Source organism: Pedococcus bigeumensis (genome assembly GCF_039531795.1).
Taxonomy (GTDB): domain Bacteria; phylum Actinomycetota; class Actinomycetes; order Actinomycetales; family Dermatophilaceae; genus Pedococcus; species Pedococcus bigeumensis.
The window spans coordinates 865,893-890,239 of sequence record NZ_BAAAQS010000001.1; the positions used below are offsets into that span (position 1 = coordinate 865,893).

Annotated in this window: 26 protein-coding genes; 9 read left to right on the top strand and 17 right to left on the bottom strand. The window is 72.0% G+C overall.

What is annotated here, in order from left to right; all coding sequences use genetic code 11:
* The first annotated feature begins 18 nt into the window (after positions 1 to 18).
* Both ABD262_RS04195 and ABD262_RS04200 read left to right on the top strand, forming a co-directional pair.
* Positions 19 to 729, top strand: coding sequence for an SGNH/GDSL hydrolase family protein (locus ABD262_RS04195; protein WP_344131615.1), 711 nt, complete (start codon positions 19 to 21; stop codon positions 727 to 729).
* Positions 726 to 1,613: an arylamine N-acetyltransferase family protein gene (locus ABD262_RS04200; protein ID WP_344131618.1), complete on the top strand. Its 888-nt coding sequence runs from the start codon at positions 726 to 728 to the stop codon at positions 1,611 to 1,613. The genes ABD262_RS04195 and ABD262_RS04200 overlap by 4 nt, the downstream gene beginning before the upstream one ends.
* Here ABD262_RS04200 and ABD262_RS04205 read toward each other — a convergent pair.
* A complete protein-coding gene (locus ABD262_RS04205; RefSeq protein WP_344131621.1) occupies positions 1,601 to 2,239 on the bottom strand; it encodes a hypothetical protein in 639 nt (212 codons plus the stop codon). The genes ABD262_RS04200 and ABD262_RS04205 overlap by 13 nt on opposite strands.
* A 121-nt stretch (positions 2,240 to 2,360) precedes the next feature.
* Between ABD262_RS04205 and ABD262_RS04210 the strand changes: the two genes are divergently transcribed.
* The 3 genes from ABD262_RS04210 (at position 2,361) to ABD262_RS04220 (ending at position 5,220) form a co-directional block, all read left to right on the top strand.
* Entirely contained in the window at positions 2,361 to 2,831 is a 471-nt protein-coding gene (locus tag ABD262_RS04210; protein ID WP_344131624.1) for a DUF4396 domain-containing protein, read from the top strand.
* 46 nt (positions 2,832 to 2,877) lie between these two features.
* Complete coding sequence (locus ABD262_RS04215) at positions 2,878 to 3,540, top strand: lysoplasmalogenase (protein ID WP_344131627.1); 663 nt, start codon at positions 2,878 to 2,880, stop codon at positions 3,538 to 3,540.
* Between the two features lie 87 nt (positions 3,541 to 3,627).
* Entirely contained in the window at positions 3,628 to 5,220 is a 1,593-nt protein-coding gene (locus tag ABD262_RS04220) for a phytoene desaturase family protein (RefSeq protein ID WP_344131630.1), read from the top strand.
* A 30-nt stretch (positions 5,221 to 5,250) separates the two neighbouring features.
* Here the strand turns inward: ABD262_RS04220 and ABD262_RS04225 are convergent, their stop codons facing one another.
* From ABD262_RS04225 to ABD262_RS04260, 8 genes are all read right to left on the bottom strand, one after another.
* Complete coding sequence (locus ABD262_RS04225) at positions 5,251 to 5,727, bottom strand: SRPBCC family protein (RefSeq protein WP_344131633.1); 477 nt, start codon at positions 5,725 to 5,727, stop codon at positions 5,251 to 5,253.
* A 1-nt stretch (position 5,728) separates the two neighbouring features.
* Positions 5,729 to 6,688 (bottom strand): SDR family NAD(P)-dependent oxidoreductase, encoded by a 960-nt coding sequence (locus tag ABD262_RS04230; protein ID WP_344131636.1) that lies wholly within the window; start codon positions 6,686 to 6,688, stop codon positions 5,729 to 5,731.
* Entirely contained in the window at positions 6,685 to 7,869 is a 1,185-nt protein-coding gene (locus tag ABD262_RS04235) for a zinc-dependent alcohol dehydrogenase (protein ID WP_344131639.1), read from the bottom strand. The genes ABD262_RS04230 and ABD262_RS04235 overlap by 4 nt, the downstream gene beginning before the upstream one ends.
* 199 nt (positions 7,870 to 8,068) lie before the next feature.
* Complete coding sequence (locus tag ABD262_RS04240; RefSeq protein ID WP_344131642.1) at positions 8,069 to 8,647, bottom strand: DUF3618 domain-containing protein; 579 nt, start codon at positions 8,645 to 8,647, stop codon at positions 8,069 to 8,071.
* Complete coding sequence (locus tag ABD262_RS04245) at positions 8,644 to 9,063, bottom strand: phage holin family protein (RefSeq protein ID WP_344131645.1); 420 nt, start codon at positions 9,061 to 9,063, stop codon at positions 8,644 to 8,646. The genes ABD262_RS04240 and ABD262_RS04245 overlap by 4 nt, the downstream gene beginning before the upstream one ends.
* Positions 9,060 to 9,977, bottom strand: a complete 918-nt coding sequence (locus ABD262_RS04250; protein WP_344131647.1) for a hypothetical protein — start codon at positions 9,975 to 9,977, stop codon at positions 9,060 to 9,062. Before ABD262_RS04250 ends, ABD262_RS04245 begins: the two co-directional genes overlap by 4 nt.
* A 103-nt stretch (positions 9,978 to 10,080) precedes the next feature.
* Positions 10,081 to 10,902: a DUF72 domain-containing protein gene (locus ABD262_RS04255; RefSeq protein WP_425564794.1), complete on the bottom strand. Its 822-nt coding sequence runs from the start codon at positions 10,900 to 10,902 to the stop codon at positions 10,081 to 10,083.
* A gap of 64 nt (positions 10,903 to 10,966) precedes the next feature.
* Positions 10,967 to 11,230: a DUF2795 domain-containing protein gene (locus ABD262_RS04260; protein ID WP_344131653.1), complete on the bottom strand. Its 264-nt coding sequence runs from the start codon at positions 11,228 to 11,230 to the stop codon at positions 10,967 to 10,969.
* Positions 11,231 to 11,563: 333 nt separating this feature from the next.
* Here ABD262_RS04260 and ABD262_RS04265 point away from each other — a divergent pair, with 333 nt between their 5' ends.
* Both ABD262_RS04265 and ABD262_RS04270 read left to right on the top strand, forming a co-directional pair.
* Positions 11,564 to 12,313: a histidine phosphatase family protein gene (locus ABD262_RS04265; protein ID WP_344134516.1), complete on the top strand. Its 750-nt coding sequence runs from the start codon at positions 11,564 to 11,566 to the stop codon at positions 12,311 to 12,313.
* Positions 12,310 to 13,200 carry an NAD(P)H-hydrate dehydratase gene (locus tag ABD262_RS04270; RefSeq protein WP_344131656.1) on the top strand — a complete coding sequence of 297 codons (891 nt, stop codon included), beginning with the start codon at positions 12,310 to 12,312 and terminating at the stop codon, positions 13,198 to 13,200. Before ABD262_RS04265 ends, ABD262_RS04270 begins: the two co-directional genes overlap by 4 nt.
* A gap of 29 nt (positions 13,201 to 13,229) precedes the next feature.
* Here the strand turns inward: ABD262_RS04270 and ABD262_RS04275 are convergent, their stop codons facing one another.
* The 8 genes from ABD262_RS04275 to ABD262_RS04310 form a co-directional block, all read right to left on the bottom strand.
* Positions 13,230 to 14,075 (bottom strand): glycosyltransferase family 2 protein, encoded by an 846-nt coding sequence (locus ABD262_RS04275; RefSeq protein WP_344131659.1) that lies wholly within the window; start codon positions 14,073 to 14,075, stop codon positions 13,230 to 13,232.
* Positions 14,072 to 15,094 (bottom strand): glycosyltransferase, encoded by a 1,023-nt coding sequence (locus tag ABD262_RS04280; protein WP_344131662.1) that lies wholly within the window; start codon positions 15,092 to 15,094, stop codon positions 14,072 to 14,074. The genes ABD262_RS04275 and ABD262_RS04280 overlap by 4 nt, the downstream gene beginning before the upstream one ends.
* Positions 15,091 to 16,158: a glycosyltransferase family 4 protein gene (locus tag ABD262_RS04285; protein ID WP_344131665.1), complete on the bottom strand. Its 1,068-nt coding sequence runs from the start codon at positions 16,156 to 16,158 to the stop codon at positions 15,091 to 15,093. Before ABD262_RS04285 ends, ABD262_RS04280 begins: the two co-directional genes overlap by 4 nt.
* Entirely contained in the window at positions 16,146 to 17,231 is a 1,086-nt protein-coding gene (locus ABD262_RS04290; protein WP_344131667.1) for a glycosyltransferase family protein, read from the bottom strand. The genes ABD262_RS04285 and ABD262_RS04290 overlap by 13 nt, the downstream gene beginning before the upstream one ends.
* 164 nt (positions 17,232 to 17,395) lie before the next feature.
* Positions 17,396 to 18,103 carry a GAF and ANTAR domain-containing protein gene (locus tag ABD262_RS04295; RefSeq protein WP_344131669.1) on the bottom strand — a complete coding sequence of 236 codons (708 nt, stop codon included), beginning with the start codon at positions 18,101 to 18,103 and terminating at the stop codon, positions 17,396 to 17,398.
* 80 nt (positions 18,104 to 18,183) lie between these two features.
* Positions 18,184 to 18,864 carry a DUF1989 domain-containing protein gene (locus ABD262_RS04300; protein WP_344131672.1) on the bottom strand — a complete coding sequence of 227 codons (681 nt, stop codon included), beginning with the start codon at positions 18,862 to 18,864 and terminating at the stop codon, positions 18,184 to 18,186.
* Positions 18,861 to 19,607 carry a guanitoxin biosynthesis heme-dependent pre-guanitoxin N-hydroxylase GntA gene (gntA, locus tag ABD262_RS04305; RefSeq protein WP_344131675.1) on the bottom strand — a complete coding sequence of 249 codons (747 nt, stop codon included), beginning with the start codon at positions 19,605 to 19,607 and terminating at the stop codon, positions 18,861 to 18,863. The genes ABD262_RS04300 and gntA overlap by 4 nt, the downstream gene beginning before the upstream one ends.
* 4 nt (positions 19,608 to 19,611) lie before the next feature.
* Positions 19,612 to 20,109, bottom strand: a complete 498-nt coding sequence (locus tag ABD262_RS04310; protein ID WP_344131678.1) for a hemerythrin domain-containing protein — start codon at positions 20,107 to 20,109, stop codon at positions 19,612 to 19,614.
* 249 nt (positions 20,110 to 20,358) lie between these two features.
* Here ABD262_RS04310 and ABD262_RS04315 point away from each other — a divergent pair, with 249 nt between their 5' ends.
* Positions 20,359 to 21,198, top strand: a complete 840-nt coding sequence (locus tag ABD262_RS04315; RefSeq protein ID WP_344131681.1) for a sigma-70 family RNA polymerase sigma factor — start codon at positions 20,359 to 20,361, stop codon at positions 21,196 to 21,198.
* Between the two features lie 216 nt (positions 21,199 to 21,414).
* The gene (gene leuS / locus ABD262_RS04320) at positions 21,415 to 24,312 is read left to right on the top strand and encodes a leucine--tRNA ligase (RefSeq protein WP_344131684.1); all 2,898 of its coding nucleotides are present in this window, start codon (positions 21,415 to 21,417) and stop codon (positions 24,310 to 24,312) included.
* Positions 24,313 to 24,347: the final 35 nt, after the last annotated feature.

Consider the following 24,347-nt stretch of genomic DNA (forward strand, 5'->3'; position numbering starts at 1 on the left):
TCGTGCGACGATGCTGCGATGAGCGTGGGGTTCGACTACGACAACACCAGCGCCAGGTCACCGGGGGCGTTCATGACGGCGCTGTCGACGGTGCTGCCCGGCGTCGGCGCGGTGCGTGGGCAGACCGGGCCGTATGCCGCCGCATGGCGCCGCGCCAACGACGCCGCCCTGACGGCCGACGGGCCGCTGTGGGTGGCGCTCGGCGACTCGATGACGCAGGGGATCGGGGCGTCGGCGCCGGAGTGCGGCTGGGTGGGCCAGCTCGGCACGCACCTGGCGGCCTCGGGGCGAGCGCACCGGATGGTCAACCTCTCGGTGACCGGGGCGCGGGTGCAGGATGCCCTCGACCACCAGCTGCCCGCGCTGGGCGACCTGGTCGCCCTGGGTCATGTGCCCGACCTGGTCACGGTGGTGATCGGGTCGAACGACGTCGTCTCGCCCAGGCTGCGCGCGGGGCTCACCGAGCGCTTCACCGAGCTGCTCGACGGCCTGCCCGACGGCGTCGTCGTGGCGAACCTGCCCAACCCGCACCGCGAGGCGCGCCGGGTCGAGGCCGTCCTGCGCAGGCGCGCACGCGACGGGCGCCTGGTCATCGCCGACATGCGGGCCCACGGCCCGCGCAGCTGGCGGGGCAAGCTCGCCGCCGACAGGTTCCACCCCAACGACGCCGGGTATGCCGCGATGGCGCACGTGTTCGACGTAGCCCTCGGTCTCGAGGCCACCCCGTGACCGCGGGAGGCTCGGTGACCGCGGGAGGCTCGGTGACCGCGGGAGGCTCGGTGGCCCCCGGGGTCGACGTCGGGGCCTACCTCGACAGGGTGGGCGCGCAGGTGGACCAGCCCGACCTGGCCGGCCTCCAGCGGCTGCACGAGGCGCACGTGCGCACCTTCACGTTCGACAACATCGACGTCCTGCTCGAGCAGCACCCGGGTGTCGAGCTGGCCGACGTCCAGGCCAAGTTCGTGGGTCGCGGCCGTGGCGGCTACTGCTTCGAGCACGCCACCCTCTTCGCGGCCGTGCTCGAGGCCCTGGGCTACGACGTGGTGCGCCTGCTCGCCCGGGTCGGTGACGTGACGGCATCGGCGCGGACGCACTGCGTGGTGGCGGTGCGACTCGACGGCACCCGGTGGTTGTCCGACCCCGGGTTCGGGCTGAGCCTGATGCACCCGATCCGGCTGGAGGACGGCGCGCGGGAGGACCACGGCGGGTGGGCCTACCGCATGGTCCGCGTCGACCGGGGCCCGAGCGGTGCCACGTGGGAGCTGCAGCGCCGGCGGGACGACGCGTGGGAGCTGATGCACACCACCGACGAGCTGCCCGTGCAGCAGGTCGACGTGCGGGCCGGCCACCACTTCACGAGCACCTACCCGACCTCGCACTTCCGCCACGGCCTGATGCTGACCCGTCACCTGCCCGACCGGCACGTGGCGGTCACCCACGAGACGGTGACGGTGCGGCGACCCGGCGAGCCCACCGAGCACCGCGAGCTGGCTGACGGTGAGCTCGAGTCACTCCTCGGCGAGCTCCGGGTCGGGCTGACCGGCGACGAGACCGAGCGACTCCTGGCCGTCGTGGGCCGGCTGCACTCGAGGCCGGGCACTCAGTCGCCGTAGGTGTCGCGGACGGTGGAGTCCCACCTCCAGTGCGGGGCGCGGTTGGCCTCGGTGCGGTGCGTGGCGGTGAGGAAGTCGTGCCAGCCGTCGCCGGTGCGGGTGGAGCCGGGGAAGAGCCGGTTGAGCACCCGCACGCAGATGTCGTCGTCGATGCTGAAGTCGAGGCCGTGGGCGGTCAGCACGTCCCAGGCATGGGCCGCGCCCTCGACGATGCCCATCGCCGCGAAGCCTGCGGCGTCGGAGCTGCCCGCCGGGTGGTAGCCGAGGTGGCCCGGGGGAGCGGTGGCGGTCACGGCGACGAGCAGGCCCCCAGTCGCGTCGACGCAGCGGACGATGGCTGCGGTGCCCCTGGCGGGGTCGGGCCACAGCAGGTTCGGCGGGGTGGTGGGCTGCCACTGCGGCGGGTCGACGAACGGGATGTAGCCGTCGAGGTGGACCTCACGGCTCGACAGGTTCATCGCGTAGGAGGCGAAGTCGTCGACGAGGTGGGCCGCGGTGTCGCGGCAGTCCCACGCGAGTCCGTGGGCCGGACGGGCCCAGCCGTCGTCGGGCACCTGCGCGAAGCCGACCATGATCGCGTCGACCACCCTGCGCAGGTCCTCGGGGGTGGAGACAGGTGCGCTCATGGCCGCGAGCCTAGGGGGCCGGGCCGACAGGGTCGCCTGTGCCGAGGTTCGACCCGACGCGGTGGTCCCGCGGTCCGGCCATCGTGGGAATATACCCCTTAGGGGTATAGTTGGTTCGGACATGAGCGAACATCAGCACAGCCATGAGATGACGGACTCCCTGTGGCGCCAAGCCATCAGCGCCACCCTCCACTGCCTGACCGGATGTGCCATCGGCGAGGTGCTCGGCATGGTCGTCGGCACGGCGCTGGGCTGGGGCAACCTGGCCACCGTGGTGCTGTCGGTGGCGCTCGCCTTCGTCTTCGGCTACTCCCTGACGATGCGCCCCGTCCTGCGGGCCGGGCTGCCCCTGGCCGCCGCCCTCGGCGTCGCGTTCGCGTCCGACACCGTGTCGATCTCGGTGATGGAGGTCGTCGACAACGCCTTCGTGGTGACCATCCCCGGCGCGATGGAGGCCGGTCTCGCCAGCGGCCTGTTCTGGGCCACCCTGGCCGCGTCGCTGGTCATCGCCTTCGTCGTGACGGTGCCGGTCAACCGCTGGCTGATCGCCCGTGGTCGAGGGCACGCCGTGATGCACGCCTACCACCACTGACCCCGACTGACCGCCGACACCACTGAGCGTCTGCCACGCTGGGCGGGTGTCCGACGCCGCCCTCATCAGCCTGGCCCTCGTCGCGCTGGTCGCCCCGTTGAACTGGTGGTCCGTCGCGGTCCGGGGCCGGCGCCGCGAGTGGGTCTCCAAGCCGCTCGTCCTGGTCCTGCTGGTCGGCACCGCGTGGCTGGGGGGAGCGGCCGACTCCGCGGCCGGCTGGTGGCTGCTCGCAGCGCTGGGCCTCAGCCTGGTCGGTGACGTCGCCCTCCTGTCGGACGCCCAGGCCAGGTTCGTGGTCGGCCTGGCCAGCTTCCTGCTGGCGCACGTCGCGTTCGTGGTCGTCTTCGCCCACCTCGGTATGCCGCGCGCGGACCTCGGGCTCGTCGGTCTGGCCCTCGTCGCCGGCCTCGCCGGTGTCGTGGGGAGGCGCGTCGTCCCCGCCGCCTGGCGCGAAGGCGGCCCCGCGCTGGGAGGTGCCGTCACGGCATACATGGGGGTCATCGGGGTGATGGTGGTCGCGGCCTGGGCGACGGGGGACCTGCTCGTGGCCGCGGGCGCGTCCGTCTTCATGGTGAGCGACGCGATCCTCGCGATGGACCGGTTCGTGCGGGGGCGGCGGTTCGGGGCGCTCGCGGTGATGGTGACCTACCACCTCGCCCAGGTGCTCCTCGTGGTCGGCGTCCTGAGCGCCATCGGCAACCTGACCTGACCGGGCGAGGGGGTCGGACGGCGCCCGCCGACGGTCAGTGACAGAGTGGTCGGACACGCCCTGACCTGCAGCGAAGGACTGAATCCCGTGAGCACAGTGGACGCCGTCGTCATCGGTGCCGGCCCCAACGGGCTGGTCGCGGCCAACGCGCTGGCCGACGCAGGGTGGGACGTCGTGCTGGTCGAGGGCAACGACGAGGTCGGCGGCGCCGTCCGCAGCGCCGAGGTGACCGCGCCCGGCTACGTCTCCGACCTGTTCAGTGCGTTCTACCCGCTCGCCGCGGCGAGCCCGATCATCCGCGACCTCCACCTCGAGGAGCACGGCCTGGTCTGGCGTCGCGCTCCGCAGGTGCTCGCCCACGCGCTCGACGACGGCAGCGCGGCGCTGCTCTGTTCGCGGGCGGAGGACACCGCGGCCGGGCTGGACGCCGGGTCGCCGGGTGACGGCGACGCCTGGCTGGAGCTGGTACGCGGCTGGGACCGCATCCGCGACCCGCTGCTCGACGCGTTGTTCACGCCGTTCCCGCCGGTGGCGTCCGCGACCCGGATGGTGCGGCGGCTGGGTGCGGCCGACACCCTCGACTTCGCGCGGCTCGCCGTGACGCCGGTGCGTCGACTGGCGCAGGAGCGGTTCGCGGGCCCCGGCGCCGGGCTGCTGCTCACCGGCAACGCCATGCACAGCGACGTCCCGCCCGATGCGGCGGGCAGCGGGATGTTCGGCTGGCTGTTGTGCATGCTCGGGCAGGACGTCGGCTTCCCGGTGCCGGAGGGGGGCGCGGGTGAGCTGGCGCTGGCACTGCGGCGTCGGGCCGAGAGCCTGGGCGTGCGGGTGCTGACGGGGAGCCCGGTCACGGCCGTGACGACCGGCGGGAGCCGGGCCACCGGCGTGCGGCTGGCCGACGGCACCCTGCTGCGAGCCACCCGGGGCGTCCTGGCGGACGTGCCCGCCACGACGCTGTATCGCGACCTGCTGGCCGACCACCCACTGCCGGCCCGCTTCGAGCGCGACCTCGACCGGTTCCAGTGGGACCACAGCACGATCAAGGTGAACTGGGCGCTCGACCGGCCCGTGCCGTGGACCGCCGACGCCGCGCGCGGGGCAGGCACGGTGCACCTCGGCGTCGACCAGGACGGCTTCGTGGACTTCGCGGCCGACCTGTCGGTGGGGCGCACGCCGGAGCGGCCGTTCCTGCTGTTCGGGCAGATGACCACCTCCGACCCGACGCGCTCGCCGGCCGGCACCGAGTCCGCCTGGGCCTACACCCACGTGCCGCAGGGTGCCGACTGGTCGGGCGAGCGGCTCGCTGAGCACGTCGAGCGGATCGAGGCGGCAGTGGAACGCGTCGCCCCGGGCTTCCGCGACAGCCAGGTCGCTCGGCACGTCCAGGCGCCGGGCGACCTCGAGTCGGAGGACCCCAACCTGGTCGGCGGAGCGATCAACGCCGGCACGGCCGGCCTCCACCAGCAGCTGGTGTTCCGACCCACGCCGGGTCTGGGGCGCCCCGAGACCCCGGTGCCGGGGCTCTACCTGGCCGGCGCCTCGGCGCATCCCGGGGGTGGCGTCCACGGCGCCTGCGGCTGGAACGCCGCCCGCGCGGCCCTCGGCGCGAACGGCCGCCTCACCGGCGGGGTCCGCAGGGCGCTCGCCCGCACCGCCTGGGACCGACTCCTCAAGGCCTGACTCGCGAGGGCGCTACCCGGAGGTGGTGGCTCAGGGGGTGCGGCCCTGGCGGTGGCGGCCCTCGACCAGGTAGGCGAGCCGACGCAGCGCCTCGACGTTGCGCGGCCCGATGGCCAGCTGCCGCAAGGGCTGCGGCATGAGGGTGCCGGGACCGGTGACGGCGTCCTCCGCCATGGCGACGGTGCAGGAGTCGGCGCCCCGGGGGGTGATCGTGATGACGACCTCGGCCTCGCCGGCCGGCCAGCCCTTGGCCTTGAGGGTCAGCTCGGTCGGCTCGATGCTGCGCAACACGTGGGTGGTGTCGCTGGTCACGGCCGGCCAGACCCCGAACGAGTGGTGGATCCGGGTGCCCTCGGCGGGCCAACCCTCGTCGACGCCGCGCACCCGAGAGGCACCCACGACCCAGGTGGCGTAGAACCAGCCGTCGGACAGCACGTCCCACACCGCCTGGGCGGGCGCGTCGAGCTCACGGGTGACGGTGACGACGCCTTTGCCGAGCTGGTCCATGTCAGGTCCTCTTCCGTAGTGAGTGGTTGGCCGCTACCGCGGCGGCAGCGACGCCCACGAGGGCGGCAGGTCGCATCCAGTGTCGACCCCAGCGTCCGTGCAGCGCCTCGCCGTCGTGCTGTGGTCCCAGGACGTTGCCCGGTGAGTTGTCCACCTCGCCGCGCGACAGGCCTCCGGCCTTCATCAGGGGGGTGACGATGCGGTCGAAGACGCCGGGGACGACGCGGAAGCCGGTGACGGTGAGGTGGTTGGCCACGCCGACCGGGCTCTCGCGACGCGGGCGACCCAGCGCCCGCACGACCACCCGGGCGACCTTCTCCGGGGAGTCGACCGGCGGCGGGGGCCGTCCGTGGCGGCGCAGGTAGGTGCCGGCCTGGAGGTAGACGGGTGTGTCGACCCCACCCGGCCAGACCAGGCTCACGTGGGTGCCGGGAGTGGAGCGGGCCTCGATCTGGAGTGTGCGCACCAGTCCGTGGACGCCCCACTTGGCGGTGACGTACGAGCTCATGTACGGCGTGCTGATCTTCCCCAGCAGCGACCCGAGGACGACCAGGCTGCCCCCGCCGGACTCCCGGAACGCCGCCAGGGCGCTGCGCGCGACGTTCGCGGTGCCGGTCAGCGTCGTCGCGATCGAGGCGTCGAAGACCTCCCGGGGGACGTCCTGGAACCGGCCGTAGGACAGCGCAGCGGCCGAGTGGACCACGCCGTGCAGCCGACCGAAGCGGGTGGCCGCCGCGCGGAAGGCGGCCTCCACCGACTCGGCATCGCCGACGTCGGCCACGGCGACCAGCGCAACGGCGCCGAGGCCCTCGCACTCCCGCCGCACCTCGTCGAGGACCTCCCGGGAGCGCGACACGAGGACGAGGTCGGCCCCCATGCCTGCCAGGCGCAGGGCCGTCGCCCGGCCGATCCCGCTGGAGGCGCCGGTGACGAGCACGGTCTTCCCGGTGAAGGACGTCACGGCTGGAGGATCACCTTCACGCACGCGTCGTCCTTGGCCTGGAAGATCTCGTAGCCGTGCGGGGCCTCGGCGAGGGGCAGCAGGTGGGTGGCCAGGTCTTCGGTGCCGAGCGGGTCGGAGGGGTCGAGCACCAGCGGCAGGATGTCGTCGATCCAGCGCTTCACGTGGCACTGGCCCATCCGCATGGTGATGCCCCGGTCGAACATCTCCATCATCGGCATCGGGTCGACCTCGCCGCCGTAGACACCGCTGACGGACACGGTGCCGGCGCGGCGTACCGCCTTGAGGGCGGTGTGCAGGGCGTCGAGGCGGTCGATCGCCATCCTGTCGATCAACGGCCTGGCCAGGGCGTCCGGCAGCAAGCCGACCGCGGCCTGGGCGGTCTTGGCAGCGGGGGAGCCGTGCGCCTCCATGCCCACGGCCTCGACCACGCTGTCCGGGCCACGCCCGCCGGTCAGGTCGATGAGGGTCGCGACCACGTCGTCGACCGCACGCAGGTCGAGCGTCTCGATGCCGTGTGCCGCGGCCAGGGCGAGGCGTTCGGGCACCAGGTCGACCCCGATGACGCGCTCGACGCCGAGCTGCCGGCCGATCCGGGCCGCGAGCTGGCCCACCGGCCCCAGCCCGAGGACGGCGAGGGTCCCACCCGGCGGGACGTCCGCGTACTGCACGGCCTGCCAGGCGGTGGGCAGGATGTCGGACAGGTAGAGGAACCGCTGGTCCGAGTGGTCGGTCGGCACCGGGATCGGACCGAAGTGGGCCTGGGGCACCCGGAGGTACTCGGCCTGGCCGCCGGGCACGGCGCCATACAGGCTGGTGTAGCCGAACAGGCTCGCGCCCTTGCCCTGCTCGCGGACCTGGGTGGTCTCGCACTGGGCGAAGAAGCCGCGCGTGCACATCCAGCAGTGGCCGCAGGAGATGTTGAACGGGATGACGACGCGGTCGCCGGGCTTGATGTGGGTGACCTCGGAGCCGACCTCCTCGACGATGCCCATCGGCTCGTGGCCCAGGACGTCTCCCGGGGTCAGGTACGGCCCGAGGACCTCGTACAGGTGGAGGTCCGACCCGCAGATGGCAGTCGAGGTGACCTTGATGATGGCGTCGGTGGGGAGCTCGATCCGGGGGTCGGGCACCTCCTCGACCCGCACGTCGCGCTTGCCCTGCCAGGTCAGTGCCTTCATGGTGGCGATCCCTTCGTCGTGGTGCCTCGGCGATGCGCCGGGGGACGTCGCTCTCTCTATGGCCCTGCCCCTCGAGCGGCATCCCAAACGTCCCCTCACGCAGTCCGCTGACCGGATGACGCCGGGCAGCGGAAGGTGCGGTGAGCGGGGGACCTGCACCCACCGCTCACCGCACCGGTCCTTGCTCCTCCGAGCGGAGCTACTGCGTGGAGCGCACCGTGTCGGCGGAGTCCTGTGCCTGGGCCTTCACGTCCTCGGCGGTGTTCTGGCCCTCCTGCACGACGGTGTCCTTGGCGTCGGTCGCGGTCTCCTTGATGCTCTGGGCCGCCTGCTTGGCGGGCTCCTTGAGCTCCTGGGCCGTGTCCTGCGCCACGCTCTTGGCCTCGTCGACCAGGGGCTGCGCCTTGTCCTTCAGCGTGCTCGCGGCCTGCTTCTCCTTCTCGCTGGCGGGAAGCATCGAGCCGACGAGCCAGCCCGCACCGAGGGCGATCAGGCCGGCGGCGAGCGGGTTGCCACGCGTCTTGCTGCGCGCCTTGGTGGCGGCCGCGCTGGGGGCATGACCCACGGAGGAAGCCGCGTCGGACCCGCTGCTGCGCAGGTCGTCGGCGGTGCCCATGACGTGGTCCTTGACCGACGTCGCGACGCCGGCCACCTTGTCGGCCTGTCGCTTGGCCACGTTGGACGGGCTGACGGTCTCGGTGAGCGCGTTGACGTCGCTGCTCAGTCGGCCTCGCGTGTCCTCGATCTCGCGGCGGATCTCATCCGGGTTGTTCGTCATCGCTGGTCCTCGTTCCCTCTGAGCGCGTCCGGGATCTCCCGGGCGGTCTCTGTCGTCTGTGGAATTCCCTTGACCTGCTTCATCTCTCGTCGGCCGACGCTCGCCAGGACGGCTGCGATGACGGCCCACACGACCGCAACCACGAGTGCCGACCAGGCGCGACCGATCTGGTTGCCGAGCCCCCACCAGAGGGTGACCGAGAGGAAGAGCAGCACGAAGTGGCCGGCCATCGCCGCGCCGCCGAACATGCCTGCGCCCTTGCCGGCCTTCGTGGCCGAGTCACGTAGCTCGGCCTTCGCGAGCTCGGTCTCCTGGCGGATCAGCGTCGACAGGTCGCGGCTGATGTCGGCGAAGATCTCGCCCACATTGCCCAGCGACCGCGGCGGTGACTCGTCGAGCCGTGGTTCCTGGGTCATGCCGGGAACGCTTCCGGGTCGGCGACGGTGGCCGGGGCGGCGTCGCTGTGGGCACCGGTGTAGGCACCGGACGGCGCACCGTTGGAGGTGGCGGTGCCGGTGCTGGTGCCGGTGTGGGTGCCGGTGCTGGTGCCGGTGTGGGTGCCGTTGGAGGTGCCGGTGTGGGTGCCGGTGTGGGTGCCGCTGTAGGCCGCTGCGCTCGCGACGTGCTGGTCAGTCGCGTCCGCCTGGTCCTGGTGGTCGGCCACGAGCCCGCGGCTCAGACGGCCACCGACCAGCCCGATGACGGCTGCTGCGGCGAGGAAGGTGCCGGGACGCTGGCGGGCGAACTGCTTGACCTCCGAGACCAGGGAGCCGGGGTCGCGCTGGTCGAGCCAGCCTGCGACGTCACCCATGCGCTGGGAGGCCTGCTGGGCGAGGTCGCTCGCGACGCCCTGCTGCTCGCTGTTGCGAGCCATGCCGGAGAGCTCCTGGCTCAGGGACCGCAGGCCCTCGGCCACCCGCGTCTGCTGCTGGGCGCTCTGGTCGAGCAGCTGCGAGCGGGTCTGCTGCCACAGCTCCTTGGCCTGCTGGGTGGTCTCGTGGGCCACGTTCCTGACCTCGTCCTTGCCGACCTCGGCGACGTGCTTGGCGCCGTCCTTGGCCTGCTGGCCGGTGGCCATCGCCTCGTCCTTGGCGACCTGCTTGGTGTCGCTGGAGCTCGTGTCGCTGGAGCCGGTGTCGCTGGAGCTCGGGTATGCCGTGCTCGAGGTACCGCTGCTCGAGGTGCTGGTGGAGTCGTCGCCGACCGGGCTGTCGGTGCCGTGGCTGTCGGTGCCGTGGCTGTCGGTGCCGGCGACCGGCGGAGCATCCACCGTGCCGAGCTCGCGAGTGGGGTCCTGAGGGGTGCTGGTCGTTCCGTAGATGTCGCTCATGTCCATTCCTGTTCTGTCAACGAGTGCTGGACGGGCGGTCTGACGACCGCCGGTGATGCAGAGTTGCCCCCTCCTGACCTGCATAAACGTCGAAACGCCCGATTTATCGGGGGTGCTCCTGACCCTGGCGCAGGAGGCCGAGCAAGGCCCGGGCGTCGTGGGGGGCGTGCCCGCGGGCGTCGTTGTCGAAGTAGACGTGCACGTCCAGCCCTTCGTCGGCCCAGCCACGCGCCCGGGCTGCCCAGTGGTCAAGGGCGGCGGGGGAGTAGCCGCTGCGGTAGAGCTCGGTGTCACCGTGCAGGCGCACGTAGACCAGGTCCGCGGTGACGACGTCGAAGGTCGGCCAGGTGCCGGCGCTGTCCGAGATCACCATGGCAATGTCATTGCGCTGCAACAGATCTCGCGCCTCAAGAGAGTTGAAGCTGTCGTGCCGAGGCTCCAGGGCGTGGCGGATTGGTGCGCTGACGAGGGGGGTCGTGAGGCTGCGCTCCTCGGTCAGCTTGGCATCGTGCAGGGTGGCCAGCTCGCCGGCGGCCTCTGTGGTGCGAGGGAGCAGCGCGAAGAAGTCGCCGAGCAGCTGCTCGTCGAAGGGCAGGCTGGCCGGCAGCTGCCACAGCACCGGGCCCAGCTTGGCCCCGAGGGCGAGCACACCGGAAGCGAAGAAGTTCGCCAGGGCCGGCTGCGCCTCGGCAAGCCGGCGCATGTGGGTGATGAACCGCCCACCCTTGACGGCGAAGACGAAGTCGTCCGGCACCTGCTCGGCCCAGGAGGTGTAGCTGCTGGGTCGCTGCAGTGAGTAGAAGGAGCCGTTGAGCTCGACGCCGTTGAGCTCGCGGGCCAGGTAGGCGAGCTCGTCCCGCTGCCGCAGCCCGGCCGGGTAGAAGTCGCCCCGCCACGAGGGATACCGCCAGCCGGACGTGCCCACGCGGAGATCCCCGCGCGGCTGCCGACCCGGCGGAGCTGTTCCACTCTCCCGTCGAGCCATCAGCTCAGGTCGGGGGCTCGAGGCTCCGCGCCGGCGCGTTCTGGGGGAGCTGCCCGAGCTGCTCGACGAGCTCCTCCAGCGACTGGAACTCGCGGGTCCGGGGGGCCAGCGACAGGTGCCAGAGGAGGTGGCTCGGAGCGCGTCGCTGGATCAGCGTGGCGGCCAGGTGGTCGTGAGAGGCGGGGAAGCATCCGGGGCCCAGGTAGGTGGCCAGCTCGTCCGGCCAGCGGGAGTCCTGGTGGTCCGTGGAAGCGGTGGGGGTGGTCATGACCGTCTCCTCAGGTCGCGTCGCACCCGGCGGATCCAGTGGTGCTCACATCATCGTTCCCCCAACCAGGGCGATCCAAACGTCCGCAACCGGCGGGGCGCGCGAGGCGACGCACCACCCGACCCGCGCTGTTGGAGCCGGGTGGCGCGCCTCACGGTGCCCCTACCCCCGCGGCGGTCAGGGAAACGGACATCCGTGGGGCCGTCGAGGTCGGTGCCGCAACCTGGAGCTCGTTTGCCCCGGGGGCGACGGGGTAGCAGGCAGGCACAGCCACTGGACAGCGCGGGCGCCCGAGGGACGGCGCTTGCGAGGAGGGAGAGCCACGTGCTCGACATGCAGCGACTCGGACCGGCCAGCCTCGTGCTGGTTCGTCATGGCGAGAGCATGGGCAACCTGGCGGACCGTGCTGCGCGGGAAGCCGGGGCCGCCCGTCTCGACCTGCTCGACCGCGATGCCGACGTCGCACTCTCGGACACCGGACGCGAACAGGCGCAGGCCCTGGGCCGGCACCTGCGCGACCTGGACGCGACCGCCAGACCGACTGCGGTGGTCAGCTCGCCGTACCGCCGCAGCGCGGACACGGCGGAGCTCGCGCTCACCACAGCGGGGTTCGCTGCGCCGGTGCGGCGTGACGAACGCTTGCGTGAACGCGACCTCGGGCTGTTCGACGGACTCACCGGCGCCGGGATCCGCGCGGAGTTCGGGGACGAGGCGCGGCGGCGCGATCACCTCGGGAAGTTCTACTACCGTCCGCCCGGCGGTGAGAGCTGGTGCGACGTCGCCCTCCGAGTGCGGTCGTTCCTGCGCGACGTGGGCACCCGGCCGGCCACCGACCGGCTGTGGATCTTCACCCACCAGGCGGTGATCACGTGCTTCCGCTACGTGTTGGAGGGGATGGACGAGGCCGCAGTCCTCGAGCTCGACCGCACGGTCGACGTCCCCAACGCCTCCACCACCACGTACCGACGCGGACCCGCGGGCGTCCCCGAGCTCGTCGAGTACGCGTCGTCCGCAGTGGTGGAGTCGCGGGGCGCGGCGGCAACGCACGAGCCGGAGCACGCAGGACGGGGGCGCGCGTCATGAGTCTCACCATCCGCGACCTGGACGCCGAACAGCTCGGTGCCTGGCCGCTCCCGGGCCCTGCTGGCGGCAAGGAGGGGCGGGGGCGAGTGGTGGTGGTCGGCGGCAGCCGGCGCACTCCGGGAGCGGTCCTCCTGGCTGCGGAGGCGGCGATGCGGGCCGGGGCGGGAAAGCCTCAGGTGGCAACGGTGGAGAGCGTAGCCGTCGCCGTGAGCGTCGCCCTGCCCGAGGCGCTGGTGACCGACCTGCACGAGACCACTGACGGGGAGATCGTCGCGAAGGCGGCCGAGCAGGTCCTCGAGCTCGCCGACGGCTGCGACGCGCTCCTGCTGGGGCCGGGGCTGATGTCACCCGAGTCGGCCAGTGAACTCCTCGACGAGCTGGTGCCGCGACTGGACTGCCCTGTGGTCCTGGACGCGTTGGCCATGGCCTACCTCACCGAGCGCCCCGACGGCGTGGCCCACCTCGACGGGCGCGTGGTCCTGACTCCGAACGACTCCGAGCTGGCCGAGACGCTCGGCCGGGACGAGGCGGAGGTCGCCGACGATCCAGCGCAGTCTTGTGTCGAGCTCGCGAACCGGTCCGGGGCCACCGTCGTCGCGGGTGGCGAGACCACTTACATCGCCGTCCCGAGGTCGGACGTCGTGTGGCGCCACCCGGGGGTGCCCGGTCTCGGGGCCGCAGGGTCGGGCGACGTGAAGGCCGGCATCGTGGCAGGGCTCCTCGCCCGTGGCGTGCCGCCGGAGGGTGCGGCGGCCTGGGCCGTGGTGCTGCACCTCACGGCAGGCCGGACGGTCAGCGAGCACGAGGCGCCCTTGGGGTTCCTGGCCCGGGACGTGCTGCCCTGGATCCCGCGCGTGATGGCGCAGCTGTCGTCGCGGGCGCAGTGACGGGCTGGTCGGGCCGATGGGGAAGGGCGTCAGGCCCTGACCCGCCAACGACCTGTGGTCGGGTCCAGCTCGGCGAGGTGCCGCGCCTCGAACTCGGCGAGCCAGCCCTCCATCGGGAACCAGCCCCACCGGTCGTGGAACACGTTGGCGTTGCGAACGATCGAGTGCAGGTGCTGGACCGGGGGCACCGCACTGGTGTGGTGCTGGTGGTATGCCGCGGCACCGCCGACCCAGAGCAGCTCACCGTCGGCGGCGGCGAGCCGCTGTCCGAAGTCGGTGTCCTCGGCCCCGTAGCCGGAGTAGGCCTCGTCGAACCCGCCCAGGGCCTCCCAGTCATGGGTCCTTAGGGCGAAGGACAGCGACCAGAACAACCTGACGTCGGCGTCGGCCAGGACGGTGTCGGGCTGCGGTGCGGGCCGTGCGGGGTGTGGCTCGGCCCGTCCTGCCAGACCCGGAGCGCGGTACTCGGCAGGGTGGGCGACCGGGGGCAGGTAGCGCACCTCGCCACACGCCACCACGGGGGTCGAGCCGGCGCGCGAAGCCAGCACGGCGGCATACCGCTCCACCATCGTCGGCGCCGGGATGCAGTCCACGTCGAGGAAGACCAGCGCCTCCGCGCCGGCAGCGACGGCCGCCTCGGCACCTGCGTTGCGGGCCTCGGCCAGGGGGAGGTCGGCGAGGTCGGCGGGCAGCTCCACCAGGCGGGCGTCAGGGTGGAGCTCGCGCGCCACCGTCGCGATGGCGGCGTCGCCCATGGCGACCACGACGTAGTCGTCGGGCCGTCGGGTCTGCTGCAGCAGACCCCAGCCCTGGCCGCGCAGGTGCTCGTGGCGGCCGTGCGCGATGGTGACGACGGCCGTGCGCGGGCTGCTCATGCGGACGCCCCGACGGGAAGGCCCGCGGTGCCCAGGTGGGCAGCGGCGACGGAGGCGCCCTGACCGGTGGACCACCGTGCCCAGCCCGCTCCGCCGCGCTCGACCGCGTGCCTGAGCAAGCCCGGCCAGGCGTCGGCAGCGGGCCAGCTCTCGCAGCCCACTGCGACCTCGTGGGCCTCGAGCTGCCGGGCCGTGGCCACCTGCTCGTCGAAGGGGCGTGGCTGGGCGACGACGACGGCAGGGCGCCGGGCGGCCGCGACCTCGGCCACGGCGTTCTGACCGGCGTGGGTGACGACGACGTCGGCGCGCTGGAGCTCGTCCCAGAGGGGGATGTCGGACGGGACGCCGGGTGAGCGTTCGACCCAGGTCCAGGACGGCGTCGCCGCCTTGGCTGCCTCGAGCTCGGCGGCGGAGGTGTTCCGGCCACCGGCGCCCCAGAGCACCAGCACCGACCCTCCCTGCGACCGGGGGGAGGGGGCGGGCTGCCCCGGCGTCAGGTGGTCGAACCTCGAGATGCCTCCGACGAACCAGGCCTTCGCAGTCCACTCGCGCGGCCAGGCGGTGTCGTGCGTCCCCCTGGGCCACGGCGCGAGCAGCGCGTCGGCGGTGTCGTAGGCGAGGCGGTGGGCGCGGTCGCGCCGGTCCCCGGGCATGGCCACGACGACGGTCGGCACGCCGGCGAGCCGCACGAGCAGCGCGACCTCGACCGAGACGTCGACCACCACCAGGCGTGGCTGCTGCTCGACGACCCAGGCGGTGATCTCGGCGGCCCGTCGGGCCAGGCCGGAGTGTCCCCGGGGCACCCAGTGGAGGGCTCCGTGCGCGGTCGGGTCGCCGGAGCGGACCAGGTGCTCGGGGTCCGGGTCGTCGTCCCGGGCGAGCTGGGTCCAGCCCGACCCCCACCCCTCAGGAGCCGGCGCGGAGCTGAGGCCCCAGACCGGCTCGTCCAACGCACCCGCGATGCTCTGCAACCGGGTGAGGTGGCCCGAGCCCTGGTGGTGGGCGTAGTAGCCGATCACGCGGCCCGGCCCATCGTCGAGGTGAGCCGCTCGTAGTGGGTGAGGTAGGCGTCGACCATGGCGTCGAGCGAGCAGTCGGTCTCGGCGTGCTCTCGGCAGCGACGCCGGTCCAGGGCGCAGACCCCGTCGACCTCGGCCGCCGCTGCGTGGGCGTCACCCGGCTCGACGAGCACCCCGCAGTGCGGCGCGACGAACTCGGGCAGCCCACCTCGGCGGTAGCCCACGACCGGCGTCCCGCACGCGAGGGACTCGGCGGCGACCAGCCCGTACGGCTCGTCCCACTCCGGCGTCACGACGAGGGCCGCGCTGGAGCCGACGAGGTCGCGCAGGGCAGGCACGTCAAGGTGCCCCAGGTAGCCGACCGTCGGTCCGAGCAGTGGCTCGACGGCGGAGCGGAAGTAGTCGGCATCGCCCACCGGTCCGGCGAGTCGGATCCGCCGGCCGCTCGCGAGCGCGATGCGGATCGCCTCGTGCGGCGCCTTCTCCGGCACCACCCGGCCGACCCACACGAGGTCGTCGCCGCCGGGTCCCGGAGTCCACACGCTGGTGTCGACACCGTTGTGCACGACGGCAGCGGACGTCACGTGCGACCACTGTCGGGCGGTGTGGTGGCTGACGGCGACGAACCGGCTGCGGTCCTGGTCCATCAGGCCGATGGTGGGCTCCAGCCACGGGGTGGGCGGCGTGTGCAGGGTCGTGAGCATGGGCGCCGCGCACGACTGGGCCAGCGCGAGGGGCAGGAAGTGGAGGCTGTTGTTGTGGATCACGTCGACGTCGGTGCGGTCTCGCAGCTCGAGCATGACCTGGAGGTAGGCGTGGTGCTCACGCAGCCACGGCTCGGGTGGCATGGACACGTCGGCTCGGGCGACCGCGCTGAGCTCCAGCGGGCTCACCGTGAGCTCGCGGGCGTCGAGGGACGGGTCGCTCCCCGGTCCGGCGAACACCGTCACGTCGACACCTCGCTGGCGAAGCCCCCGCACCAGGGCCCAGGTCAGCGACTCGAGCCCCCCGGCGAAGGGCTGGCGCAAGGGGTGCCGCGCGGCGGCGAGGATCACGACGTGCATGCGAGCCTCCGCTCGAGTGCGGCGGCGTAGACCTGTTCGTGCGCCAGGGAGAGGCGGCGACGTTCGGTGTGCCGGGTGGTCAGGGACGCGCGCGGTGCGGTCCCACCCGCCTGCCAGTTGGCGTAGGCGGTGCGCACGGCCGTGACGAGCGAGGACGTGCGCTCCGGTCCGTTCGCGGCATACGTCAGGCAGGGACGCTGCTCGGCGTAGAAGCCGCAGTCGGGGGCGGCGACCCAGGTGCCCAGGTCGTGGCCCGCCTCCAGCCAGCCCGAGTGGGTGCCGAACTGGTAGGGGAGCACGGAGACGTCGAGGCCCTGCAGGTAGCCCCACAGCTCGTCGTCGCTGAAGTAGTCGTGCACCCGGAGCTCCACGGCGCCACGCTCCCCGAGCGAGGTGAGCCGAGCCGCGAACGCCGGCTCGTGGCGCGGGAACCCCGCAGTCATGACATCGGTGTGGGCGTCCACGCGGAGGCGGGCACCCGGCATCCGCGGGAGGGCCTGGATCAGCGCGTCGACGAGGGGGAGCGGGTCCATGTTGGCGCGCAGGCTCTTCGCGTGCAGCCCGATGACGAACTCCTCGCGCGGTCCACGGGGCCGCTGCACCCACTCGTCGGGGACGACCTGCGGGTGGGGCAGGACCGTCGCCTCGCGACGCCACCGGGTGCGGATCGTCGCCGCGGCCCCGGGGGTCAGCGTGATCAGCGCGTCAGCCGCGGCCACGAGCACGCCGAGCTGCTCGTCGTGGAGCTCGGCCTCCTCGTGGTGCGGGTTGCGCAGGTCGTGCACGGTGAGCACGAGCGGCTTGTCGTGCCGGTGCAGGGCCGCGACGACGTCGCGCAGGTCGTCCGGCGACAGCGCGTCGAAGCCGAAGTGGACGTGCATCACGTCGAAGTCGGTCGCGTGCTGGTCGACCCAGGCGCTGGTGAGCATGCGTGGGGGCCACCACGGGGAGTCGGGAGAGCTGTCGGCCGGCGGATCGGGCAGCCGCACCACGGGTGTGGTGGCCGGGGCGGGCGGCGACAGGTGCCGGACGTAGACGTGACCAGACGGGACGGAGGCGACGACGATGCTCAAGGCTGACCTTCGGAGAGGGGCGTCGAGCACGCCGTGGCGACCCGACTAAGGGCAGCTGGCGCGTGGTTTGACCGGCTCTGGACTTCTTGGCCCACGGTAACCCGTGGCACCGACAGTGGCGACCCCATGCCGTTCCCCGACGGGGAAGGCAGGGGCCTTGGGGGTCAGGGGAGGGTGGCGCGGTGGCTCTCGTTGATCTTCTCGGCCAGCGCCGCCAGCTTGGTGTTGGTGCGGCTCGAGGCGCTCCGCAGGATCTCGAAGGCCTCCTCGTCGCTCACCTGGTGGGCGGCCATCAGCAGACCGATCGCCTTGCCGATCTCGCGGTTGCTCTCGAGTCCCTTACGGAGGTTCTCCGCGGTCGTCTGCCGCTCGGAGGCGGCCAGCGACACGGAGGTGAAGGCTGCCAGCACGGCACCGACGTCGACCGACTCCTTGGTCAGGGCGCCGGCGGTGTCGGAGAAGACGTTGAAGGCGGACCGGTTGCCGAGTCCGTCCATCAGCTGGTAACCGATCATCCCGCGGACCGGGGTGCGCTCGATGGTCAGCTGGGCCAGCCGCGGCCACTTGGTCCCGTCGCTGATGTCGGCGTCGTGCTGGACGGAGTCCTCCACGATGGCGTCCACGCACGGTCCTTCGTGGGCCTCGGACTCGAGGCGGTCCATCTGGCTGGCGACGTCGTCGGAGGCGGCACGGGTCCGCAGCTGCTCGTGGTCGTCGAGGGTGGAGATGCACGCGTGGTCGGCGCCGGGGATGACGTCCACCGCCGTCTGGCAGATCGCTGCCAGGATCTCGTCGGAACCCGACCCGGTGTACACGAGCTTGGCAAGGGCGGCGAAGGCTTCCGTGGCCTCCTGGGGAATGCGTGTCTCCATGCGCTCAGTATCACCCGAAGGCCCAGCACCGGGGAACGCGTCTTGCACCAGGCGCACTTCCGGCGTCGGCGCTGTGGCGGTCACGCGTCCGCCTGCGCAGGCGCTGCTGCTACCGCGGCCGTCGGTGTGGGCGTCGCCGTCGGGGCGGGTGTCTCCCTCGGGTCGGGAGCCCGGGTCACGACGTACTCGATGGGCTTGCACACGCCACCGTTGGACTTCTCGGCCGAGCAGGCGGTCAGCCCGACGTGGAGGTCCATCTCGGCACGCACCACGAAGCGGTCGCCCGCGACGGAGGTCGGGGGGTCGATGTGCAGCTCCCCACCCGGCTCCGGCCACACGTTCATGAAGATGTTGAGGGTGGTCCCGATCTCGTCCGGGCGCACGCCGAAGGGAGCCAGCCCGGTCGACAGGTTCTCCAGGCAGCTCGGGTGGTAGGCGCCGTCGAACTCGGGGTAGAGCAGGTCGAAGGTTTCCTGGCTGCACGGGGTCAGGAGGAAGTCGTGCCGACCACAGGTGTCCTCGACCACCGTCAGCATCGGGCGGCTCCGGTTGCTGTACAACGTGTGCCCCGTGGTCAGGAAGATCGTGTTGGCGTAGTCGATCGTCCTGCCGCTGGATAGCTTCTCGTCGTGGTCGTCGGCCGCGAAGCAGAAGAGGTCGCTGACCTGACCGCCCTGCGGGTCGACCACCGTCAGCATTTCGCCGGCTCGCAGCAGGAAGCCGGTGCCGGTCTGGGGGGCCAGGGTCGTCGTGGCGCTCATGCGGAAGTCTCCTCGTCGTCGAAGGTGGCCGGCGCCTCCCAGTCCTCGGCCACGGACCGTCCGGAGTACTGCCGTGCCTCGGAGCTGCGTCCGTGGTCGGCGACCATCGGGTTCAGCGACCCCTGGAGCTCGATGTCACGGCGCCTGATCGTGTCACGCATCCGCTCGAACCGGTCCGACGCGCGCAGCTCCTCGAACTGTTCGTGCAGGTTGAAGACGAGGGTGGGCAGCGGGGTGCGCCGGGCGATCCGCGACGACTCCGGGTGGAGGCCGACGACGAAGAACGCCGTCCCGCCCACGCTGAAGGCGAAGTGGGGGTTGTCCGGGTCATCCGACACCCGGGGGTCCCACGGCCGGCTGTCGGCTTCGTGCAGGAGCTCCAGCTGCTGCCACAGGAGCGTCTCGAACTGGTGCTCGTCCGAGATCTCGGCCGCCCTGAACACGGCGACGAGGGAGGCGAAGCCCGCGCTGCGGTCGGTGTCGCGCCCGAAGTCGGTCAAGGCCCGCAAGAGGGTCCGGGTGCCCTCCTCGGTCGCCATCCGCTCGAGGACGACGACGGTGGCCCGGTCCCGGTTGAACACCGAGCGGGCACCCAGACAGGGGTAGTCGGGGTGGAGCACCATCGACTCCACGGCTTCGGCGATCTCGGCGGGCGAGGTCTCGGCGTCGTGGGTGCGGGCGAGCTGGTCGAGCAGGTCCGGGAGCTCTGGGAGGTCCGGACCCTCGGGTGCAGGGTGGGCCACGGTCTCAGGACACCACCGCGTCGACGGCCTTCTTGAGGGCGCTGGGCTGGGCGGGGGAGCGCGGCGCCTTGCGCTTCGCCTCCAGCAGCTGCGCGCCGAGGTCCTGGAGCTGGTTGCGCCCGAGGCCCTGGCGCACCTTCGGGAACCAGTCCTGCTCCTCCTCGTCCATGTGGTGCCGGACGTTCTCGATGAGGACGGTCGTCTTGGCCTCGAACCGTTCGTCGCCCGGCTTCAGGTTGGCGAGCTCCATCACGAGGACATCGGCGACGTGGTGCTCCTCGTAGGACTCCAGCACGTCGTCCTCTAGGTCGGGCAGCAGGCGACGCACCTCGGGGTACATCACCTCGTTCTCGATGTAGGTGTGCACGGTCAGCAGCTCGATGACCTTCTTGACGATGGTCCCCTTGCGGGCCTTGGTGGTGGTGGACTTCTCGAACTCGCGGAAGAGCGCGCGGACATCCTTGTGGTCGTCCTTGAGGATGACGATGGCGTCGGTGGACATGAGGCACTCCTGGCAGTGAATGGGGGCCGGGGGCAGGGTGGTTCGCGTCCCGGGCCTGTGCCGTACCCCGCCGGCCGAGGCGGCAAACCTCCTCCGGGACGCGGGCCGATCCGCCCTCGCAAAACCGGGGTCGAGGGGTGTCCCCACAGCGCCCCCGTGTGGCGCTGGTCGGTCGTCCGTGGTTGTGTTGAGGGACAAACCACGTGGTCCAACAGCGGTGCCACCGTTCTCTCCAGAGACGGGACCACCATGTCGCAGACCACCGGGGCGACCGCCCCCAGCACGACTCTCGCCGCGATCCAGCCCGCGTCCCCGACGCCGGCGGTCGGGCTCATGAGCCCGCACGACCGGGCCGAGGCGCTCCTCGTGCAAGCCCTCGGCGTCGACGACCCCGACGTGGCCGAGTCGCTTCGTGACGAGGCAGTGCTGCTCACGCTCGACCTGCCCGAGCAGGTGGCCCGCCGCTACGTCGGCCGGGGGATCGAGCACGACGACCTCGTCCAGGTGGGTCGGCTCGGCCTGGTCAAGGCGGTCGCCGGCTACCGGGCGGGTGTCGGCGGCTGCTTCGCCGCCTACGCCATGCCGACGATCTCGGGAGAGGTGAAGCGCCACTTCCGTGACTGTGGCTGGTCCGTGCGCCCTCCGCGCCGGCTCCAGGAGGTGCGCGCCCTCCTCGGCGCAGAGGAGGAGCAGCTCACCCAGCAGCTCCACCGCGCCCCGACGCGTGACGAGGTCGCGGACGGGCTCGGGCTCGACCGGGACGAGGTCACCCTGGCCAAGCTGTGTGGTTCGGCCTACTCCGCGGTGTCCCTCGACCTGCCGGCCGAGCACGGTGGCGCGCTGGTCGAGGCGGTCGCCGAGGAGAGCGCCGACATCGACCGGATGCTGAGCCTGAGCTCGTTGCGGACGGCGCTCGCGGTCCTGACCGAACGGGAGCGGCTCATCATCCGACTGCGCTTCGTCGAGGAGCGCACCCAGACCGAGATCGGCCGGGTCCTCGGGGTCAGCCAGATGCAGGTCTCCAGGCTCCTGAGCGCGATCCTGGCCAGGCTGCGCGAGGGGCTGACCGACCCGGCCTGGGCCGCCTGACGCCCCGGCGGGCGTCATGACCCGTCACAGGACGGCTGCGGTAGCCTGTGCCCCATGGCACGGTCGCTGCTTCTTCCCGAGCCGCGTTGACGTTCCGGACCACAGGTCCACGTCACCGCGGCCAACCCCTCCTGCGTGAGGGGTTGTTCTGTGTCAGGGCCCAGGAGGGCACCCGACACGACTGGGGAAGGCACGACCTACAGACGTGAGGATGAGATGAGCGAGACGCCGCACCGCTACACCGCCGAGCTGGCCCAGCAGATCGAGCTGGCCTGGCAGGACCGCTGGCAGGAGGAGGGCACCTTCCACGCGCCCAACCCCGCCGGTCCGTGGGCCGAGCCGGAGAAGGTTGCCGGCCGCGAGAAGCTGCTCGTCCTCGACATGTTCCCCTACCCGAGCGGCGCCGGGCTGCACGTCGGCCATCCGCTGGGCTACATCGCGACCGACGTGTTCGCGCGCTACCACCGGATGACCGGCAAGAACGTGCTGCACTGCCTGGGCTACGACGCCTTCGGCCTGCCGGCCGAGCAGTATGCCGTGCAGACCGGGCAGCACCCGCGCAAGACGACCGAGGACAACATGGTCGTCATGAAGCGCCAGCTGCGCAGGCTGGGGCTGGGCCACGACGACCGGCGCACGATCGCCACGATCGACCCGGGCTACTACAAGTGGACGCAGTGGATCTTCACGCAGATCTACGACGCCTGGTACGACCCGGAGGCCGTGCGGCCCGACGGCGGCACGGGTCGGGCCCGTCCCATCGCCGAGCTGGTCGCGCAGTTCGAGTCCGGCGACCGTCCCACCCCGGACGGTCGGAGCTGGGCCGACCTGTCGTCGGCCGAGCGGTCCGAGGTCCTCGACGACTTCCGGCTGGCCTACACCTCGCAGGCGCCGGTCAACTGGGCGCCCGGCCTGGGCACCGTGCTGTCCAACGAGGAGGTCACGAACGACGGACGCTCGGAGCGCGGCAACTTCCCGGTCTTCAAGACCAACCTGCGCCAGTGGATGATGCGCATCACCTCGTATGCCGACCGGTTGGCCGACGACCTCGACCGCGTCGACTGGCCGGACAAGGTCAAGGCCATGCAGCGCAACTGGATCGGCCGCAGCCAGGGCGCACGAGTCTCGTTCCCCGTCGTGGGCCGGGATGCCTCGATCGAGGTATTCACGACGCGACCCGACACGCTGTTCGGCGCGACCTTCATGGTGCTGGCCCCGGAGCACCCGCTGCTGGACGTGGTCGTCCCGCAGGGCGAGTGGGCCCCCGGCACCAACCCGGCCTGGACCGGTGGTGAGGCGACCCCGGAAGCCGCCGTCGCGGCATACCGGCTGGCTGCGTCGCGCAAGAGCGAGGTGGAGCGGCAGACCGAGGGCAAGGACAAGACCGGGGTCTTCACCGGCGCCTTCGCGACGAATCCTGTCAACGGGCAACAGATCCCGGTCTTCATCGCCGACTACGTGCTGATGGGCTACGGCACTGGCGCCATCATGGCGGTGCCCGGCCAGGACCACCGCGACTGGGAGTTCGCCGAGCAGTTCGGCCTCCCGATCGTGCGCACCGTGCAGCCCTCCGAGGGCCACCCCGACGACGAGCCCTTCACCGGTGAGGGTCCGGCGATCAACTCGGCCAACGACGAGGTCTCGCTCGACGGCCTGGGGGTCGCCGAGGCCAAGGCGACCATCATCGACTGGCTGGCGGGCCGGGGTCTCGGACAGCCGACGGTGAGCTACAAGCTGCGCGACTGGCTGTTCAGCCGGCAGCGCTACTGGGGTGAGCCGTTCCCGATCGTCTTCGACGAGGACGGCGTCAGCCACGCGGTCCCGGAGTCGATGCTCCCGGTCGAGCTGCCCGACGTGCCTGACTACTCTCCCAAGACCTTCGAGCCCGAGGACGCCAGCAGCGAGCCCGAGCCGCCGCTGGGCCGCGTCGAGGAGTGGGTCAACGTCGAGCTCGACCTCGGCGACGGTCGCGGTGTCCGCAAGTACCGTCGCGAGACCAACACGATGCCCAACTGGGCGGGGTCGTGCTGGTACTACCTGCGCTACCTGGACCCCGCGAACGACGCGGCGTTCGTCGACCCCGAGAACGAGGCCTACTGGATGGGCCCACAGGACACCCCTGTCGCCACGGCGCCCCCGGGTGTCACCGACCCCGGTGGCGTCGACCTCTACATCGGTGGCGTGGAGCACGCCGTCCTGCACCTGCTCTACGCCCGCTTCTGGCACAAGGTGCTGCACGACCTGGGCCACCTGACCAGTGACGAGCCCTTCCGCAAGTACTTCTCGCAGGGTTACATCCAGGCCGCCGCATACCGTGACGACCGCGGACAGCCGGTCGAGTCGTCCGAGGTCGTCGAGGCGACGGACCCGGCGAGCGGCGAGACGACGTACACGTGGAACGGCCAGCCGGTCACCCGCGAGTACGGCAAGATCGGCAAGTCGCTCAAGAACGTCGTCAGCCCGGACGAGATGTTCGAGCAGTTCGGCGCCGACACCCTGCGGGTGTACGAGATGTCGATGGGTCCGCTGGAGCTGAGCAAGCCGTGGGAGACCCGGGCCGTCGTGGGTGCCCAGCGGTTCCTGCAGCGGTTGTGGCGCAACGTGATCGACGAGGAGACCGGTACGGTGCGGGTGGTCGACGCGCCGATGGACGAGGCGACGACCCGGGCCCTGCACCACACCATCGATGCCGTCTCCCGCGACTTCCCGACGCTGGGCTTCAACACGGCCATCGCGCGCCTGATCGAGCTGAACAACGCCCTGACCAAGCTCGACGCCGTGCCCCGTGAGGCGGCCGAGAAGCTGGTCGTCATGGTCGCGCCCCTGGCCCCGCACATCGCCGAGGAGCTGTGGCAGCGGCTGGGTCACGAGGAGTCGATCACCTTCGAGAGCTTCCCGGTGGCCGATCCGGCGTTGCTGGTGGAGGACACCGTCACCTGCGTCGTGCAGATCAAGGGCAAGGTGCGCGACCGGCTGGAGGTGCCGACCGACATCACCGAGGACGCGTTGCGCGAGCAGGTGTTGGCGCTGCCCAAGGTCGTCGCAGCGACGGAGGCAGGCATCCGCACCGTGATCGTGCGCGCGCCCAAGCTCGTCAACATCGTCCCGCTCTGACGGAGCCGACCCGACGACGTCGGGGAGGGCGTGCG